Origin of the sequence: Paracidovorax valerianellae (genome assembly GCF_900102625.1) — a bacterium.
GTDB lineage: Bacteria > Pseudomonadota > Gammaproteobacteria > Burkholderiales > Burkholderiaceae_C > Paracidovorax > Paracidovorax valerianellae.
Genome location: NZ_FMZC01000019.1, coordinates 15,296 through 33,561, shown reverse-complemented (window position 1 = coordinate 33,561; position 18,266 = coordinate 15,296). Strand labels below are relative to the sequence as shown.

At 68.0% G+C, this 18,266-nt stretch carries 12 protein-coding genes; 8 read left to right on the top strand and 4 right to left on the bottom strand.

The features are described 5' to 3' along the window. Positions 1-36 precede the first annotated feature (36 nt). The gene (locus tag BLT03_RS21095) at positions 37-726 is read right to left on the bottom strand and encodes a hypothetical protein (protein ID WP_139160473.1); all 690 of its coding nucleotides are present in this window, start codon (positions 724-726) and stop codon (positions 37-39) included. Positions 727-1,123: 397 nt separating this feature from the next. Further along, entirely contained in the window at positions 1,124-3,526 is a 2,403-nt protein-coding gene (locus BLT03_RS21085; protein WP_217640193.1) for an IPTL-CTERM sorting domain-containing protein, read from the bottom strand. 696 nt (positions 3,527-4,222) lie between these two features. On the opposite strand from BLT03_RS21085, the gene BLT03_RS21080 reads away from it, so the two are divergent. The 6 genes from BLT03_RS21080 to cobA all read left to right on the top strand — a co-directional run bounded on the left by BLT03_RS21080 (position 4,223) and on the right by cobA (position 14,050). Next, entirely contained in the window at positions 4,223-5,239 is a 1,017-nt protein-coding gene (locus tag BLT03_RS21080; protein ID WP_092745742.1) for a zinc-dependent alcohol dehydrogenase family protein, read from the top strand. A gap of 384 nt (positions 5,240-5,623) precedes the next feature. Further along, positions 5,624-8,074 carry a nitrite reductase large subunit NirB gene (gene nirB / locus BLT03_RS21075; protein ID WP_092745741.1) on the top strand — a complete coding sequence of 817 codons (2,451 nt, stop codon included), beginning with the start codon at positions 5,624-5,626 and terminating at the stop codon, positions 8,072-8,074. A 65-nt stretch (positions 8,075-8,139) separates the two neighbouring features. Beyond that, entirely contained in the window at positions 8,140-8,538 is a 399-nt protein-coding gene (nirD, locus tag BLT03_RS21070) for a nitrite reductase small subunit NirD (protein WP_092745740.1), read from the top strand. A 747-nt stretch (positions 8,539-9,285) separates the two neighbouring features. Next, positions 9,286-12,225 (top strand): nitrate reductase, encoded by a 2,940-nt coding sequence (locus BLT03_RS21065; RefSeq protein WP_092745739.1) that lies wholly within the window; start codon positions 9,286-9,288, stop codon positions 12,223-12,225. Positions 12,226-12,287: 62 nt separating this feature from the next. Then, the gene (gene ybiB, locus BLT03_RS21060) at positions 12,288-13,211 is read left to right on the top strand and encodes a DNA-binding protein YbiB (RefSeq protein WP_092745738.1); all 924 of its coding nucleotides are present in this window, start codon (positions 12,288-12,290) and stop codon (positions 13,209-13,211) included. Continuing rightward, positions 13,208-14,050 (top strand): uroporphyrinogen-III C-methyltransferase, encoded by an 843-nt coding sequence (gene cobA, locus BLT03_RS21055; RefSeq protein WP_092745737.1) that lies wholly within the window; start codon positions 13,208-13,210, stop codon positions 14,048-14,050. Before ybiB ends, cobA begins: the two co-directional genes overlap by 4 nt. Positions 14,051-14,270: 220 nt before the next feature. Here the strand turns inward: cobA and BLT03_RS21050 are convergent, their stop codons facing one another. After that, positions 14,271-14,795 (bottom strand): acyl-CoA thioesterase, encoded by a 525-nt coding sequence (locus BLT03_RS21050; RefSeq protein WP_217640195.1) that lies wholly within the window; start codon positions 14,793-14,795, stop codon positions 14,271-14,273. Between the two features lie 119 nt (positions 14,796-14,914). Between BLT03_RS21050 and BLT03_RS21045 the strand changes: the two genes are divergently transcribed. Then, positions 14,915-16,039, top strand: a complete 1,125-nt coding sequence (locus tag BLT03_RS21045; RefSeq protein ID WP_092745735.1) for a sterol desaturase family protein — start codon at positions 14,915-14,917, stop codon at positions 16,037-16,039. Further along, a complete protein-coding gene (locus BLT03_RS21040; protein WP_092745734.1) occupies positions 16,039-17,301 on the top strand; it encodes a BaiN/RdsA family NAD(P)/FAD-dependent oxidoreductase in 1,263 nt (420 codons plus the stop codon). Before BLT03_RS21045 ends, BLT03_RS21040 begins: the two co-directional genes overlap by 1 nt. A 24-nt stretch (positions 17,302-17,325) precedes the next feature. Here the strand turns inward: BLT03_RS21040 and BLT03_RS21035 are convergent, their stop codons facing one another. Then, complete coding sequence (locus tag BLT03_RS21035; RefSeq protein ID WP_175537825.1) at positions 17,326-18,123, bottom strand: ArsR/SmtB family transcription factor; 798 nt, start codon at positions 18,121-18,123, stop codon at positions 17,326-17,328. Positions 18,124-18,266 lie beyond the last annotated feature (143 nt).

Below are 18,266 nucleotides of genomic sequence, written 5' to 3'. Positions count from 1 at the left end.
AAGTCCGCTCTATGGAAGAGTTAGGCATCGCTCGACTCAGTTGGATGACATGCCCGACGCTGCGGCAGGGACAGAGATGGCGGGCTTGCTCGACGACGCCTTCAACTCGTTGATAGGCACTGGTCTCGTGATATAGCCAGTGAACATGGAGAGCAAGAGGCATGAGATGTTCATGAACGCTGCCGCTGACTGGTTAGCTTGAACCCGCTCCAAGGTTGGCACCAACAGCAACAGATAGAGAAAGCACGCGACTATTGCATACGTGATGAACATGCTTGGCGGAAGTCGCAGAAAGATCGCTAGTGCGGGAATGGTGAATAGCGCGGAGAGAAATGGGCTCGAACGGCTTCCGCCAGTCGCAAAGACCAAGTAGCCAACGAGCGAGAGATTCAGGATAAAGACCGTGCCGATCGCTGCTGCCGCAGATATGGTGTTGATCCCGACACCCTGAAAGATTGGGCTCCAGATTGAGTACAGCTCATCCGATATGAGGAGTACGGCGAACGAGGCGAGAGCCACGAACAGCGTGGGGGAGCGACGCAGCGGCATGCCTGCAATGTGTTCCTCGGCTCGCAGTCCTAGATCGAGTCGACTCTCTCTTGCAGGTTCCCATCTCTTACCTCGGAATAGTGATGAGGTGATCGCTAGCAAGGTGATAAGAAGGAGTTGAATTAAAAGGGTTGCTGCAGCAACGTTTAGTGGTTGAATCGACTGTTCTGGTGCCATGTCTCCCCCGGTACTTGTGTGATGACTAACGTAATGTAGACCGCACCAAGCCGCAGGCCATATCTGGCGCTTGCGGTCTAAATTGGCACGAAAAGAACGCGGGAAGGGGCTTCCTGCCTAGTTTTCCGGCATGCATGCTGCATGAATAAGCAGTACAAAATTCAGCCATGAAACCCACAGCTCCTCCTGTGTTGCGCGCCACACGGTTGCTGGATCAGGTCCGTGAGCGAATTCGTTACAAACACTATAGTTTGCGCACCGAACAGGCCGATGTTCCGTTGGTGGCCTTGCACATGCAGCCTGGTTGAATGACGGCTTTGGAGTTTCTGGCTGGATGGCGGCTCTGGGCCCAACGCCGCCCCTCGCGGTAGCAACGCAGCCCACACGCACTGCCGTCTCAAGTGCGCCTGCGCACCGCCAGCATTCCCAGCCCCGCCGCCATCAGCGACATCAGGATCAGGCCCCACTCGCTGAGCGTGGGAATCGCGGCCACGCCACTAGGACCCGGCACTGCGGCCAGCACCATGGGAGCGAATGGATCCCTGATGCTGCCCAGCGTGCCGTCGCTGTCGCCCTGCCCGTTGTCCGTCACCTGGTAGGTTGCCGTCAAGCGGTCACCGCTGATGCTGGCGCCGCTGGGCGAGAACCAGCTGTTCGGTGCCCCGAACGTCTGCGGGCCGTATTTGCGCAACTGGGCCGCAGCCGGAATGGCGCTGGGATAGGTCACCTTCACCGTGAGCGTGGCGTTGTCGCACCCCGTGGCGATGAAGCGCAGCACGCCCAGCGGAAAGCTCGCGTTGCTGGGCGCCCCAGGAGGCACGGAGGTGTCGATGTTCAGCGCGCCCACTGTGCATCCCGCAGGCCCCCCAGCGATCTGCACGGAGGCATTGCCCCCGCCCGGCACCCCCGTCAGGGGCACGCTCGGGTTGACGAACTGCTGCGGTGTGGCCTGCACCGCAGCAGACAGGGTGCTGTCGCCCACCCCGTTGGCGGCCCGCACCGTAAAGGAATAGGCCTGGCCGTTGGTGAGCCCCGAGGCCGTGCAGCCCAAAGCCCCGGTCGTTGTGCACGCCACCGTGCTGGCGCCCGCAGGCACAGCTTGCTTGAGCACGGTGTAGCCGGTGACAACGCTGCCGCCGTCATCGGCTGGCGCGGCCCAGGTCAATGCGACGGCACCGTCGCCCGTCGAGGACGCTACCGCCGTCGGCGGGTTGGGCACGGTGACGGCACGCACCAGCAGTGCGTCGGAAGCAATGCCGTTGACCACCGCACGCAAGGCATACCAGCCGCTGGCGAGCGAAGACGGCAAAGGCTGCGAGGTGTAGCTGGTGCTGCTGGACGTGACGGGTGCAAGCCATGCGGTTGCCCCGCCGTCCAGGCGCTGCAGCTGCACCAGCGGCAGATTGGTCGCCGAGCTGTTGGTAGAGCCTCCGCTGGCCTCGCTGTCACCGCGCAGCAGCGTGCCGCCGAGGGTCAACGCAGCCCCTGGCTGCAGGGCGCCTGGGCTGGCACTGGACAGAACCGGTTGACGGGTGATGGGGGCGCCCAGCTCCCAATGGAAGAGTTCTGCGCTTGCGAGGCTGCCGCTGTTGTCATGCCCTCCCGCGATCAGCACCTTGCCATCGGGCAGCAGCATGGCGGTGTGCAGGTAGCGCGCAGTGCCCAGACTGCCCACGGTGCTCCAGCCATCGGCGACCGGATCGTACAGCTCCGCGCTGGCGAGGCTGCTGTCGTTGTTGTCGTTCCCTCCCGTGACGAGCACGTTGCCGGTGAGCAGCAGCGTCGCTGTGTGCCCGTAGCGCGCATTGACCAGGCTGCCCGCGCTGCTCCAGACATTGGTGGCCGGGTCGTACAGCTCTGTGCTCGCGAGGGCGCCGCCGTTGCCGCTCCCTCCCGCGAACAATACCTTGCCGCTGGGCAAGAGCGTGGCCGTGTGCGCTTGGCGACCAGTGCCCGGGTTACCCGCACTGCTCCAGCCATTGGTGACCGGGTCGTACAGCTCCGCGCTGGCGAGGACGACGCCGCTACCGCCCCCTCCCGCGACCAGCACCTTGCCGCTGGGCAGCAGCGTGGCCGTATGCCGGTAGCGCCCAGTGCCCAGACTGCCCACGGTGCTCCAGCCATTGGCGACCGGATCGTACAGCTCCGCGCTGGCAAGGGGGCCGCTGTCGCCCAACCCTCCCGAGACCAGCACCTTGCCACTGGGCAGCAGCGTGGCTGAATGCTGGAGGCGGCCCGTGCCGAGGCTGTCCGCGCTGCTCCAGCCATTGGTGGACGGGTCGTACAGCTCCGCGCTGGCGACGGCGCCGCTGTTGCGGTTTCCTCCCGTGACCAGCACCTTGCCACTGGGCAGCAGCGTCGCTGTGTGCTCGGCGCGCGCATCGGTCAGGTTTCCCGCGCTGCTCCAGACATTGGTGGCCGGGTCGTACAGCTCCGCGCTGGCGAGGCCGCCGCTGTTGTCGTAACCTCCCGTGACCAGCACCTTGCCGCTGGGCAGCAGCGTGGTCGTGTGCAGGTAGCGCGCGGAGTTAAGGTTGGCCGCACTGCTCCAGCCATTGGTGGCCGGGTCGTACAGCTCCGCGCTGGCGAGGATGCCGCTGTTGTCTTCGTAGCCCCCCGAGACCAGCACCTTGCCGCTGGGCAGCAGCGTGACCGTATGGTACAGGCGCCCATTGCCCAGGCTGCCCGCGCTGCTCCAGCCATTGGTGGACGGGTCGTACAGCTCCGCGCTCGCGACGACGCCGCTATTGCTGCCTCCCCCCGAAACCAGCACCTTGCCGCTGGGCAACAGCGTGGCCACGGATGAGTAGCGTTCAGTGGTAAGGCTGGCCACAGTGCTCCAGGCGGGCTGCGCCAGGGCAGCGCCACTGGCGCCAAGAAGCAGAGAGGCGACAAGAAATACCCGGAATCGCCGAAACCAGGCGAAGTCCAAGACAGGATGCAGGGTCATATTCAGAGTCGCTCGGGCTGGTTTTGGTCAGGCAGGAGGCCATCTCGCGCGCTCAGGCCCCTGACCGGGAATCCACTGACATGGGTTGGTAACGTTGCGCGACGAACCATTCAGGTTTCCGCACACGGGTGTGACATCGGACCGGAGGGTGTGCCTCTTCGACCGATCCGGCATGTTACGAGTGGTTGCCGTTTTTGTCGTTACCTGAAATTGGTGAATTTGAAGGCGACGCCGGAGGCAGGTGGCGGGGCGAATTGCCGGCGATCCGGCCTGTTCCTGAGGACCGGTGGCTGCTGGCGGTGCAGCCCACAGAGCCAATCAGCGGGGGGTGCGAAGGGGCTACCGGCCAGCGTGGTTGAGATTGCGCAAGCTACGACGGCGGCGCTCAGGCTGCCTTTTTTTGCAGCGTGTGCGGGGAGATCGGCAGTCGGTCGATCCAGCCCATTGATAACTGTCGGTTCCGAATGCATCAAACAGTGCGCAGTTTATCCAGCGCAGCTATTTAATGACACTGCCTCTCTTTGTCCACCCCACTCAGAGAAGCCTATGAAAGCCCTCCAGCTCACCGCCCCCTCCCTCGACGCATTTCGCCCCGCCGAACTGCCCGATCCGCAACCCGGCAAAGGCGAGGTGCTGGTGCGCCTGCGCGCTGCCACGCTGAACTTCGTGGACGTGGCGGTCGCCACCGGCCAGTTCCCGGCGGCGGGCTTTCCGATGGTGCCCGTGGCCGATGGCGCGGGCGAGGTGGCCGCGCTGGGCTACGGTGTCGAAGACCTGGCCCTGGGCCTGGCCGTGGGCGACCGGGTGATTCCGCACTTCATGCCCCACTGGCAAGGCGGGGCCGCGTCGGCGCGCCATCTCGCGGCGATGCGCGGCATCACCCTGCCGGGCTCGCTGGCGGAGTACGCCGTGGTGCCTGCGGCCAGCCTGGTCACGCTGCCCGCCCACCTCGACTTCGCCCAGGGCGCCGCGCTGCCCATCGCGGCCACCACGGCGTGGAATGCCGTGCGCTCGGCACCGCTGCGCCCAGGCTCCGTGGTGGTGCTGCTGGGCACGGGCGGCGTCGCCCTGTTCGCCCTGCAGTTCGCCAAGGCCTGTGGCGCCACGGTGATCCTGGCGTCATCCTCCGACGCGAAGCTGGAGCGAGCCCGCCTGCTGGGCGCCGACCACCTGATCAACTACCGCACCACGCCCGCCTGGGACGAAGCGGTGCAAAACATCACCGAGGGCCGCGGCGCCGACCTGGTGGTGGAAACCGTCGGCGCGGCCACCTTCGCGCGCTCGCTCAACGCGGCGGCCATCGGCGGCACGGTGTTCACCATCGGCTTTCTGGGCGGCACGGCTTCGTCCATCGACCTGCTGCCGATCATCGTCAAGTCTCTGCGCGTGGTGGGCAACAACACCGGCTCGGTGGACGACCTGGCCCAAGCAGCGCGGGCCATCGCGGCGCACCGCATCGTGCCGGTGATCGACCAGACGTTTTCGATGCAGGAGGTGCCGGCGGCCTATGCGGCGCTGAGTGCCGGCGGGAGGCACTTCGGGAAGATCGCGATCGTGCATTGACGCGGCCTTGATGCGACATCGAGGCGGCCTTGGCGCGGCGGGGAACGCACCGGCGCAGGGGGCGAAGCACCAAAGCGGGTCATCGCCGCCCCGCCCCCTTGCGCGTGCCGACGGGCCGGTCACTACAAAAACAATAGCACACCTCCCTACTGCTATCTGCGCTGGAGGCCGATTTCATTCAAACCTCTCCGAACCCGCCCCACCTGGCACGGCCATTGCAACACCCACCCCGTGACCAATGCCGGTCACATGGCTGGCCCCTTCCAATGGCGGAAACGGGGCGGCCAGGACGAAGGCGTCCCCACCGATGTGCAGGCTGAACGGCCCGCGCTCTGTGCGGACGCCTTTTTTGTTTTTTGGCACGAACACCCATTGGGGGTCACGATGAAAAAATCCAGGCTGGTGATGGTGGGCAATGGCATGGCCGGGGTGCGCACGCTCGAAGAGCTGCTCAAGATCGCCCCGGACCTGTACGACATCACGGTGTTCGGCGCCGAGCCGCACCCCAACTACAACCGCATCCTGCTGTCGCCCGTGCTGGCGGGCGAGCAGACGATCGACGAGATCATCCTGAACGACTGGGCCTGGTACGAAGAGCACGGCATTCACCTGCACACCGGCTTCACGGTGCATGAAGTGGACCGCGTGCGCCGCGTGGTGCATGCCACCAACGCCGCAGGCGAGGCCATCAGCGCCGAGTACGACCGGCTGATCCTCGCCACCGGCTCCAACCCGTTCATCCTGCCGATCCCTGGCAAGGATCTGCAAGGCGTGCTGGCGTACCGCGACATCGCCGACACGCAGGCCATGATCGACGCCGCCGCCACGTACAAGCATGCGGTCGTCATCGGCGGCGGGCTGCTGGGGCTGGAGGCGGCCAACGGGCTGATGAAGCGCGGCATGCAGGTGAGCGTGGTGCACGTGGGCGACTGGCTGATGGAGCGGCAGCTGGACGATGTGGCCGGCAAGATGCTGCAAAAGTCGCTGGCCGAGCGCGGCATGCAGTTTTTGATGAAGGCGCAGACGCAGGAGCTGGTGGGCGGCCCGGACGGCGGAGGCCGTGTGACGGCCGTGCGGTTCAAGGACGGCACCGAGGTGCCCGCCGACCTGGTGGTGATGGCGGTGGGCATTCGCCCCAACACGCAGCTGGCCGAAAAGATGCGCCTGCACGTGAACCGAGGCATCGTGGTGAGCGACACGCTGCAGACCACGACCGATGCGCGCATCTACGCCGTGGGCGAGTGCGCCGCGCACCGGGGCATCGCCTACGGGCTGGTCGCGCCGCTGTTCGAGCAGGGCAAGGTGCTGGCCAACCACCTGGCGGAGTTCGGCATCGGGCGCTACCAGGGCTCGCTCACCTCGACCAAGCTGAAGGTGACGGGCATCGACCTGTTCAGCGCGGGCGACTTCCAGGGCGGCGAAGGCACCGAAGAGATCGTGATGAGCGACCCGTTCGGCGGGGTGTACAAAAAACTGGTGATCAAGGACGACAAGCTGGTGGGCGCTTGCCTGTATGGCGACACGGTGGACGGCAGCTGGTACTTCAAGCTGCTGCGCGACGGCCGCACGGTGGGCGACATCCGCGACAAGCTGATGTTCGGCGAGAGCAACATCGGCGACGCGGGCCACCAGGGCCACAGCAAGGCCGCCGCCATGGCCGACAGCGACGAGGTGTGCGGCTGCAACGGCGTGACCAAGGGCGCGATCTGCAAGGCGATCAAGGACAAGGGCCTGTTCACGCTGGACGACGTGAAAAAGCACACCAAGGCCAGCGCCAGCTGCGGCTCGTGCACCGGCCTGGTGGAGCAGATCATCATGTTCACGGCCGGTGGCGACTACTCCGCCACGCCCAAGACGAAAGCCGTGTGCGGCTGCACCGACCACGGCCACCAGGCGGTGCGCGATGCGATCCGTGCCAACAAGCTGCTGTCCATCGGCGACGTGTTCGCCTTTATGGAGTGGAAGACGCCCAACGGCTGCGCCACCTGCCGCCCGGCCGTCAACTACTACCTGACCAGCACCTGGCCCAAGGAAGCGAAGGACGACCCGCAAAGCCGCGCCATCAACGAGCGCAGCCACGCCAACATCCAGAAAGACGGCACCTACAGCGTGATTCCGCGCATGTGGGGCGGCGAGACCACGGCCAGCGAACTGCGCCGCATCGCCGACGTGGTGGACAAATACCAGATCCCCACGGTGAAGGTGACCGGCGGCCAGCGCATCGACCTGCTGGGCGTGAAGAAGGAAGACCTGCAGGCCGTGTGGAAAGACATCGGCATGCCCAGCGGCCACGCCTACGCCAAGGCCCTGCGCACGGTGAAGACCTGCGTGGGCAGCGAGTGGTGCCGCATGGGCACGCAGGACAGCACGCAGATGGGCAAGGACCTGGAGCGTGCGATGTGGCGCATGTACGCCCCGCACAAGGTCAAGTTCGCCGTCAGCGGCTGCCCGCGCAACTGCGCCGAAAGCGGCATCAAGGACGTGGGGATCATCGGCGTGGACAGCGGCTGGGAGATGTACATCGCCGGCAACGGCGGCATCAAGACCGAGGTGGCGCACTTCTTCACCAAGCTCAAGACCGCCGCCGAGGTGCTGGAATACACCGGCGCGTTCTGCGAGCTGTACCGCCAGGAAGGCTGGTACCTGGAACGCACGGTGCACTACGTGAACCGCGTGGGCCTCGACCACGTGAAGAAACGCATCCTCGAAGACCACGAAGGCCGCAAGGCGCTGTGGGAGCAGCTGCAGTTCGCGCTGGATGGCGAGCCCGACCCGTGGTTCGATTTTCAGGAAGCGCGCGTGGACACGCGGCAGTTCGCCGCGATTGCGCCATGAGCGCGGCCCCGCAATCGCCACTGCACACCCCCATGACCCCACCCGATTCGCAAGGAGCAACCGCCATGAGCGACTGGAAATACATCTGCCGCGTGGACGACATTCCCGTGCTGGGCTCGCGCCGCGTGGCGCGGCCGCAGGGGCTGGACGTGGCGGTGTTCCGCAACGGGGCGGACGAGGTGTTCGCGCTGCTGGACCGGTGCCCGCACAAGGGCGGGCCGCTGTCGCAGGGGATCGTGTTCGGGACGAGCGTGGCGTGTCCGCTGCACAACTGGACGATCGGGTTGTGCGATGGGCAGGCTTCGGCGCCGGATGAGGGGTGTACGCCGAAGTTTGCGGTGAAGGTGGAGGGGGGGGAGGTGTTTTTGGATGCTGGTGAGTTGGCGGGGCATGGGGTGGAGTTGGTGCGGCCGGTGGCCGGGCCTGTGAGGCGGGGGGTGGTTGGGTCTGGGTTGGGGGCTTGATTGGCTGTGTTCTGTTTTTGCGCTGGCTGCGGCTTGTTTTCCCGGGGCCGGGGTATGCGCCCGGCGGCGCACTCACTTTCTTTTGCTTCGCCAAAAGAAAGTAAGCAAAGAAAAGGCGACCCTGCTGGGTGCGTCCCTGCGCTGCGCTTCGGGCAACCTGCGGTGCTCGGGTGCGGGGTGCGCCGTGGAACTCGCTTCGCGCTGCGCGCTGCGCTCGGACAACCACGGCGAGTCAGTTCACGAAGCAGGTGTGTCCTGCGGCACACCTGCCCACCCCGCACCCTGCGCTCCTCGGCGCACCCAGAAGGGCCCCCAACCCAACCATCCGGGCCATCGCTGCGCTCGGCCAAAAGTGCGCGGCGCAAAGCGCTCGCGCACCGAGGGCCGAGCGAAGCAATGGCCCGTGTGGGATGTCTGACTGCCGGGTTCCCTTCTGGCCGTGCCGAGGAGCGCAGCGGCTGGCGGAAAAAGGGCCGCGCGCTGTCTGAGCGCAACGCAGTGAAGCGAGTTTGCGCGGACCCCGCCAGCCGCGAGCACCGCAGGTTGCCCCGGAGCGCAGCGCAGGGGACACGGACAGTAGGGTCGCCTTTCTTTTGGGTACGTTTCTTTGGCGAAGCAAAGAAAAGTACCTCGGCCGCCGGGCCGAGACCCGGCCCCGGAACGTAACCAATCAGCAATCAACAAAAATCAGCACCAGCCCAGCAAACCACTAAGCAAAGCAACCGCAAGTTAACCAAAAATCACGCCATGACCCAAACAAAATCCACCTGCCCCTACTGCGGCGTAGGCTGCGGCGTGATCATCGAATCCACCGGCGCGCAGATCACCCACGTCAAAGGCGACCCCACCCACCCCGCCAACTTCGGCCGCCTCTGCACCAAAGGCTCCACCCTCCACCTCACCGCCACCAGCCCCGTCACCCTGCAGACCCGGCTCCTCACCCCCCAGCACCGCGCCCAGCGCGGCCAGTCACCGCACCCCATCGGCTGGGACACGGCCCTCGACATCGCCGCGCAAAAATTCGCCGACACCATCGCCCGCCACGGCCCCGACGCCGTCGGCTTCTACGTCTCCGGCCAGCTCCTCACCGAGGACTACTACGTCTTCAACAAGCTCGCCAAGGGCCTCGTCGGCACCAACAACATCGACACCAACTCCCGCCTGTGCATGAGCAGCGCCGTGGCGGGCTACAAGGCCACGCTGGGGGCCGATGCGCCGCCCACCTGCTACGACGACGTGCAGCACGCGCAGTGCCTGTTCATCGTGGGCAGCAACACCGCGTGGGCGCACCCCATCCTGTTTCGCCGCATCGAAGACGCCAAGGCCGCCAATCCGGGCATGAAGATCATCGTGGCCGACCCGCGCCGCACCGAGACCGCCGGGCTGGCCGACCTGTTCCTGCCGATCCAGCCGGGCAGCGACGTCATGCTGTTCCACGGCATGCTGCACCTCATGCTGTGGGAGGGCTGGGTGGACAGCGCCTACATCGCCGCGCACACCACGGGGTTCGACGCACTCAAAAGCCTGGTGCGCGACTGCACGCCCGCCCGCGTGGCGGAGGTGTGCGGCATCACCGAGGCGGACCTCGCCACCGCCGCGCGCTGGTTCGCCGGCGTGGGGAACAGTGGCAATGGCAATGGCGCCGTGGCCGCGCGCCAGCCCACGCTGAGCCTCTATTGCCAGGGCCTGAACCAGAGCACCAGCGGCACGGCCAAGAACGCCGCGCTCATCAACCTGCACCTGGCCACGGGGCAGATCGGCCAACCGGGCGCGGGACCGTTCTCGCTCACCGGGCAGCCCAACGCCATGGGCGGGCGCGAAGTGGGCGGCCTGGCCAATCTGCTGTCGGCCCACCGCGACCTGGCCAACCCCGAGCACCGCGCCGAAGTGGCCGCGCTGTGGGGCGTGCCCGAGGTGCCGAGTGCGCCCGGCAAGACGGCGGTGGAGATGTTCCAGGCCGCGGCCGACGGCGAGATCCGCGCGCTGTGGATCGCCTGCACCAACCCGGCGCAGAGCCTGCCCGACCAGGCCACCGTGCGCCGCGCGCTGGAGCGCGCCGAGTTCGTGGTGCTGCAGGAAGCCTTCGCCACCACGGCCACCGCGCAGTACGCCGACCTGCTGCTGCCCGCCACCACCTGGGGCGAGAAGACCGGCACGGTCACCAACAGCGAACGCCGCATCTCGCGCGTGCGCCCCGCCATGCCCGCGCCCGGCGACACGCGCCACGACTGGGCCATCGCCGTGCAGTTCGCCCAGCGGCTGGAGACGCGGCTGCGGCCGGGCGCGCCCACGCTTTTTCCGTATGCCACCGAAGCCCTTGAGGCCGAGCGCGGCGCCGAAGCCGTGTGGAACGAGCACCGCGAAACGACGCGCGGGCGCGACCTGGACATCACCGGCCTGTCATGGGCGCTGCTCGATGCGCAAGGGCCGCAACAGTGGCCCTGCCCGGCCGACGCCACCAGCGCCGATGCCGATCCTTCGGCACCGCCCCGCCCGCTCGGCAAAGCCCGCCTGTACGAAGACGGCGTGTTCCCCACCGCCGACGGCCGTGCACGCTTCGCCGCCAATGCCTGGCAGCCCGTCGCCGAGCCGCGGCAGGCGCGCTACCCGTTCAGCCTGACCACCGGCCGCCTGCGCGACCAGTGGCACGGCATGAGCCGCACCGGCACGCTGGGCCGCCTGTTCGGCCACGTGGCCGAGCCCAGCGTGCAGATGCACCCGCAGGACATGGCGCGCCGGCAGTTGGCCGATGGCGACCTGGTGCACGTCACCAGCCCGCGCGGCGCCATCGTGGTGCCGGTGCAGGGCAGCACCGACGTGGGCCTGTCGCAAGCCTTCATCGCCATGCACTGGGGCAGCGAATACCTGAGCGGGCAGTCCTCCACCGGCACGCCGCTGGCGGGCGTGAACGCGCTCACCACGCCGGCGTTCTGCCCCACCTCGAAACAGCCCGAGCTGAAGCACACGGCCGTCAAAATCCTGAAGGCCGAACTGCCCTGGCGCCTGCTCGCCATGGCCTGGCTGCCGGCCGACAAGGCCCTGGCCGTGCGCGAAGCCCTCGCCGCGCTGCTGCCCACCCTGCCCTTCGCCAGTTGCGTGCCCTTCAGCAACAACGCGCCGCTGGCCAGCCCCGAGCGCGAGCGCCACGGCGTGCTGCTGCGCGCCGCCGGCCACGAGACCGCGCCCGACACGCTGATCGAACGCATCGAGGCGCTGCTGGGCCTCGACACCGCCGAAACCCTGCGCTACGCCGACCGCCGCAAAGGCCAGCGCCGCGCGCTGCGGCTGGAGCGCCAGGGCGGCGACACGCGGCTGGCCGGCATGGTGCTGGCCGGCGACACGCGGGCCGAAGGCTGGCTCAAGACGCTGCTGCAGGAGGAACTGCCCGCTCAAGGCTATGGCCGGCTGCTGCTCGTGCCCGGCGCCCAGGCGCCCTCCGGCGCGCAGGCCGTGCAATCGCGCGGCAAGCCCGTGTGCACCTGCCTGAACGTGACCGATGCCGCCATCACTGCGCAACTGCAGCAGTGCCACGGCACCGATGCCGACCGGCTGGCGCAACTGCAAGGGGCGCTGCGCTGCGGCACGCAATGCGGCTCGTGCGTGCCCGAACTCAAGCGCATGGTGCGCGCCACCGGGCCGCTGGCCCCGGCCGTTCCGCAGGCGCTGCCCGCTGCCGTCCCCATATAACCAGAAGTAGGCAGAAGTGCGGGAGAATTCGCTCCCCTTCGCCAAGCCAAATACCCCACGCCATGGGCATCAGCCAATACCTCAAGGACCTCGGCCGCGGCGCACGCGGTGCCCGCGCCATCGGCCGCGAGCAGGCCACCGACCTGTTCGGCCAGGTCCTGGACGGCCAGGTGACCGACCTGGAGATCGGCGCCTTCTGCATCGCCATGCGCATCAAGGGCGAAACCGCCGAAGAGATGTGCGGCTTTCTCGACGCCACCCACGCGCGGCTGGCCCGCCTGCCCGCCAGCGACCGCCCCGTGGTCGTGCTGCCCAGCTACAACGGCGCGCGCAAGCTGCCCGTGCTCACGCCCCTGCTGGCGCTGCTGCTGGCACGCGAAGGTTTGCCCGTGCTGCTGCACGGCATGCGCACCGAAGCGCGGCGGATCTTGGCCTCCGATGTGCTCACCGCCCTAGGGGTTCCTGCGCTGGCAGCTCCTGAAAAGATAGCAAACGGCAGCGTGGCGCACATCCCTACCGAAGTGCTGCACCCCGGCCTGGCCCGCCTGCTGGCCGCGCGCGAAGTGGTCGGCCTGCGCAACCCCGGGCACAGCGTCGTCAAGCTGATGAACCCCTGCGCCGGCCCGGCCATGGTGGTCACGGCCTACACCCACCCCGAGTACCAGGAAATGCTGCACGCCACCTTCGGCACGCTGGGCATGAACGCCCTGCTCTCGCGCGGGCTGGAGGGCGAAGTGGCTGCCGATCCGCGCCGCACGCCCCGTTACGACGCCTTCGTGGCCGGCGCGCACCATGTGTGGGAAGAGCAGCAGCCCGGCACCGCCAGCGAAGTGCCCGGCCTGCCGCACGAGATCGACGTGGACACCACCGCGCGCTACACCCGGCAGGTGCTCGATGGCACGCTGCCGGTGCCCGCGCCGCTGTCCCGCCAGGTGGAACACATCTTGCGTCTGGCCGGCCAGATCCCTTTGGAGACAACCCCATGAATCACCCATCCACCCCCGCGTTCGAAGGCATGCCGCCGGGCCGCTGCACGCTGGTCGGCGCCGGCCCGGGCGACCCGGAGCTGCTCACCATCAAGGCGCTGAAAGCCATCCAGGCCGCCACCGTGCTGCTGGTGGACGACCTGGTCAGCGACGAGATCGTGGCCATGGCCCCGCCCGGCGCGCGCATCGTGCACGTGGGCAAGCGCGGCGGGTGCAAGAGCACGCCCCAGGCCTTCATCGAAAAGCTGATGGTGATGGCGGTGAACGAGGGCGAGAACGTGGTGCGCCTGAAGGGCGGCGACCCGTTCATCTTCGGGCGCGGCGGCGAAGAGGTCGAGCACCTGCGCGCGGCCGGCATCGAGGTGCAGGTGGTCAACGGCATCACCGCGGGCCTGGCCGGCATGACGCTGCTGGGCACCCCCCTCACCCACCGCGAGCACGCGCACGGCGTGGTGTTCGTCACCGGCCACGCCAAACCCGGCGACAGCGGCACCGACTGGCGCCAGCTCGCCGCCACGGCGCGCGCCGCACGCCTCACGCTGGTCATCTACATGGGCGTGAGCAGCGCCGCGCACATCCAGGAAGAACTGCTCACCGGCCTGCCCGCCAGCACGCCCGTGGTCGTCATCCAGCACGTGAGCCTGCCGCAGCAGCGGCACGCCGTCACCACGCTGGGCGAGTTGCACGCGACCATCGAGCGCGAGCAACTGGCGAGCCCGTCGGTGATCGTGGTGGGGGACGTGGTGAGCGGCGTGGCCGCAGCGGCAGGGACAGGGATCGGCACGGGCAGCGGTGCAACGGCCCTGCCTTCGGCCAACCGCCAGGCTGCGGGCGCATAAACAAACAAAGGCGACCAAGGCAGCCGGTCGCAACTGGCAGCGTTCCCATCCCGCTCACTAAAAGGTCGGGAAGAAACTGCCCATCCTCATGCCCGCAGGACGAAGCGATGCTTCGCTGATCGGAATTCAAAAACCTTCAACGGACCTGCGCGTGCTTCGCCTTCCACGGCGGGGTGGCGCACGCCGGCTGCCAGCCCGGCATGCGCCAGCACGGTGGCGGTCAGAGCGCTGCGGCGACTGCAGCGGCACCGGCAGCCGGCCCGGCTGCCGCCAGCCGCACCTGCTCGAAGCGTTCGGCCTGCTCCTTGCGCAGGGCCTTGCGCAGCAGCGCGGCTTCCCAGCGGCGGCGTTCGTCGGCAGTGGAAGGCGACAGGGGCGGCACGGCGACGGGCTTGCGGTCTTCGTCCACGGCCACCATGGTGAAAAAGCAGCTGTTCACGTGGCGCACCACCTGGGTGCGAATGTTCTCGGCCACCACCTTGATGCCCACTTCCATCGACGACGTGCCGGTGTAGTTCACGCAAGCCAGGAAGGTGACGAGTTCGCCCACGTGAATGGGCTGCAGGAAGGTGACCTGGTCCACGCTGAGCGTGACGGCGTAGCAGCCCGAGTAGCGCGTGGCGCAGGCATAGGCCACCTGGTCCAGCAACCGCAGCACCGCGCCGCCGTGCACATTGCCCGAGAAGTTGGCCATGTCGGGGGACATCAGCACGGTCATGCTGAGCTGGTTGGCCGGGAGGTTGATGGTCATGGGCCGCGATTCTAGGAGCGCACGGCGCCGCGGCACGCGGCTTGCGTGGGCGGTTACAGGGCGGTGATGCGGCTTCGCTACACTCGCGCCCGGCGTTCTCGCCCGGAGAAAAAATGCTCGACAAACTCAATGAACTCACCGCCAGCCATGGCGAACTTCGCACCGGCCGCGGCTTGGTCTCGGGCGTCATCGCCCTGTCGCTGGCCATCCTGTGCATGCTGGGCGTGCTGGCCTTCCACTTCCCGCAGTACCTCACCACGCCGGAGCTGCGCAAGAGCTACAACGTGGACGTGATCCGCATGATCATGCTGGCCGCGCTGGTGGCGGCGGGCGGCATCTCGCTGGTCAACATGCTGTTCAACCGCTCGCGCTGGCTGTCGGCGGCGGCCTTTTTGCTGGTGGTGTCCACCGCGCTGCTGGGCGGGCACAAGGTGCCGGTGCACGACTTCGCGGACAACACGCCGTACATCGGCCTGGACTGGTTCATCCTCGACCTGCTGGGCAGCGCGCTGATCTTCATCTTCATCGAAAAGCTGTTCGCCCTGCGCCGCACCCAGCCGATTTTCCGCGCCGAGTGGCAGACCGACTTCCATCACTTCATCGTGAACCACATGGTGGTGGGCTTCGTGCTGCTGGCCACCAACCTGCTGGTGCACAAGTTCTTCGGCTGGGCCGCCAACGACGGCATCCGCGGCTGGGTGCAGGGCCTGAACTTCTGGATCGCGCTGTTCCTGATCGTCCTGGTGGCCGACCTGGTGCAGTACTGGACGCACCGCGCCTACCACGAGGTGCCCACGCTGTGGCGCCTGCACGCCGTGCACCACAGCGTCAAAAGCATGGACTGGATGGCCGGCTCGCGCCAGCACATCCTGGAGCTGCTGATCACCCGCACGCTGGTGCTGGCGCCGATCTACGTGCTGGGCTTTTCGAAGGAAGTGATCGACGCGTACATCGTGATCGTGGGCTTCCAGGCCGTGTTCAACCACGCCAACGTGAGCGTGCGCCTGGGGCCGCTGCGCTACCTGATCGTCACGCCCAATTTTCACCACTGGCACCACAGCCAGGACCAGGAGGCGCTGGACAAGAACTACGCGGCGCACTTCGCCTTCATCGACTACGCCTTCGGCACGGCGGTCAAGAGCACCAGGCTCTGGCCCGAGCACTACGGCGTGCTGGGCGACTACGTGCCCAACGGGTTCATGAAGCAGCTCAAGTTTCCGTTCACGTGGAAGGGCTGATGGCCTCCACGGACACGGCGGGCGGCGCGCAGCGTTTCGACGCGGTCGTCATCGGTGCCGGCGCGGCCGGCCTGTTCTGCGCCGCGCAGGCGGGCCAGCGGGGCCTGAAAGTGCTGCTGATCGACCACGCCGAGAAGGTGGCCGAGAAGATCCGCATCTCGGGCGGCGGGCGCTGCAACTTCACCAACCGCGACCTGGACCCGGCCGCGCCGCACAAGCACTTCGTGGGACAGAACCCGCAGTTCTGCCGCTCGGCGCTGTCGCGCTACACGCCGGCCGACTTCATCGCGCTGATGGACAAGCACGGCATCGCCCACCACGAAAAGCACAAGGGCCAGCTCTTCGCCGACCGCTCGGCGGAGGACATCATCCAGATGCTGCTGGCCGAATGCGCGGCAGGCGGCGTGGAGCGCTGGCAGCCGTGCCGGGTGAAACATTTGGCGTTTTCGGCCTCCAGCGCAGATTCCACTAGGGCGCATTGCTATCAAATTGATACCGATCGCGGCCCCGTGCTGGCGCGCAGCGTGGTGGTGGCCACCGGCGGGCTGTCGATCCCCAAGATCGGCGCGACCGACTTCGGCTACCGGCTGGCCCAGCAGTTCGGCATTGCGCTCATCGAGCGCCGGCCGGGCCTGGTGCCGCTCACCTTCGACGGCGACGCGTGGGCGCCCTATGCGCAGCTTGCCGGGCTGGCGCTGCCGGTGGAGATCGCCACGGGCGCCAAGAAGTCGCGCATGGCGTTCCTGGAAGACCTGCTGTTCACGCACCGGGGCCTGTCGGGACCGGCCGTGCTGCAAATCTCCAGCTACTGGCAGGAAGGGCAGCCGCTGTCCATCCACCTCGCGCCGGGCACCGACCTGCCGGCCCTGCTCGCGCAGGGCAAGGCCCGCTCGCGCAAGCTCATCGCCAACGAGCTGGCCGGACTGGTGCCCAGCCGCCTGGCCGACACCTGGGTGCAGCAGGACGCGGACTGGCAGCGGCCCATCAACGAGGCGTCCGACAAGGCGCTGGCGCGGCTCGCCGAACGCCTGTCGCGCTGGGAACTGGTGCCCACGGGCACCGAGGGCTACAAAAAGGCCGAGGTGACGCTGGGCGGCGTGGACACGCGCGCGCTGTCGCAGCAGACCATGGAGGCCAAGGCGCAGCCCGGGCTGTACTTCATCGGCGAGGTGGTCGATGTGACCGGCTGGCTGGGGGGCTACAACTTCCAGTGGGCCTGGGCCAGCGCGCACGCCTGTGCGCAGGCGCTGCCGGGCGGGTAACAAAAGCGCAGGGGGAATAGCCCCTCAACCGCCCGACGGGCCTTGCGCCACCACCGCACCCCAGCGCGCGGTGCCCAGCCAGTCGCGCAGCGCGGCGGCGCCGGGCGGGGCGATGCCCAGCGCGCGCGACCCGTCGCGGCGCAGCAGCCAGCCCTGGTCCAGGCAGTGCGCGCAGACCAGCGCACCCAGGCGCCCGGCCATGTGCGGGCGCCGCTCGCTCCAGTCGAGGCACGGCCGGCACAGCGGGCGCTGGCTGCGGCCCACGCGGCCTGAACTGCCCGAGTTGCCTGAGCGGCCTGAGCCGTCGCCACCCACAGCGCCCCCGGCCGGCTCCCCGCCCAGGTCCAGCCCCAGCCGCCCGAGCACGCTGGCCGCCCGGTCGGTCACCTGCCCGCCGGCCTCGCCGTCGAAGACGATCGCGCCCTCTTCCAGCAGGTGCTCGGCCACCGCCACGCCCAGGCGGCCGGCGATGTGGTCATAGCAGGTGCGTGCCTGGCGCAGCGCCGCATCGCGCGGCCCCACGGCCACGGGGCGGGTGGCGGGCGCCTGGCCCACGGCGAGCTGCATCAACCCCTCCAGCAGCCGCGCCACCTCGGGCGTGGCCAGGCGGTGGTAGCGGTGGCGGCCCTGGCTTTGCACGGACAGCAAGCGCGCCTCCACCAGCAGCGCGAGGTGCCGGCTGGCGGTGGCCGGGGTGATGTGCGCGGCATCGGCCAGTTCGCGCGCGGTGAGCGCCCGCCCGTCCATCAGCGCCAGCAGCATGCCGGTGCGCGCCGGCTCGCCGACGAGCGCGGCGATGTGCGCGATCTGGTTGGTGTTCATGCCGGCGAGTGTGCCGCAGGCGGAGGTGGCAATGGTTCGTTCCAGGGCGAAGCATCGGCTCTGGCGAAGGACGCCCAATAGCGGCCATGCAGTGTTTTGCGTGGCCCCTGCGGCCCGTGAGGCCCGTACGGTGCCTTCGCGGT

Excerpts from the sequence above, each read along its gene's own strand:
- BLT03_RS21095 (WP_139160473.1), bottom strand. The coding sequence starts at position 726 with ATGGCACCAGAACAGTCGATTCAACCACTAAACGTTGCTGCAGCAACC.
- BLT03_RS21080 (WP_092745742.1), top strand. The coding sequence starts at position 4,223 with ATGAAAGCCCTCCAGCTCACCGCCCCCTCCCTCGACGCATTTCGCCCC.
- nirB (WP_092745741.1), top strand. The coding sequence starts at position 5,624 with ATGAAAAAATCCAGGCTGGTGATGGTGGGCAATGGCATGGCCGGGGTG.
- nirD (WP_092745740.1), top strand. The coding sequence starts at position 8,140 with ATGAGCGACTGGAAATACATCTGCCGCGTGGACGACATTCCCGTGCTG.
- BLT03_RS21065 (WP_092745739.1), top strand. The coding sequence starts at position 9,286 with ATGACCCAAACAAAATCCACCTGCCCCTACTGCGGCGTAGGCTGCGGC.
- ybiB (WP_092745738.1), top strand. The coding sequence starts at position 12,288 with ATGGGCATCAGCCAATACCTCAAGGACCTCGGCCGCGGCGCACGCGGT.
- cobA (WP_092745737.1), top strand. The coding sequence starts at position 13,208 with ATGAATCACCCATCCACCCCCGCGTTCGAAGGCATGCCGCCGGGCCGC.
- BLT03_RS21045 (WP_092745735.1), top strand. The coding sequence starts at position 14,915 with ATGCTCGACAAACTCAATGAACTCACCGCCAGCCATGGCGAACTTCGC.
- BLT03_RS21040 (WP_092745734.1), top strand. The coding sequence starts at position 16,039 with ATGGCCTCCACGGACACGGCGGGCGGCGCGCAGCGTTTCGACGCGGTC.
- BLT03_RS21035 (WP_175537825.1), bottom strand. The coding sequence starts at position 18,123 with ATGAACACCAACCAGATCGCGCACATCGCCGCGCTCGTCGGCGAGCCG.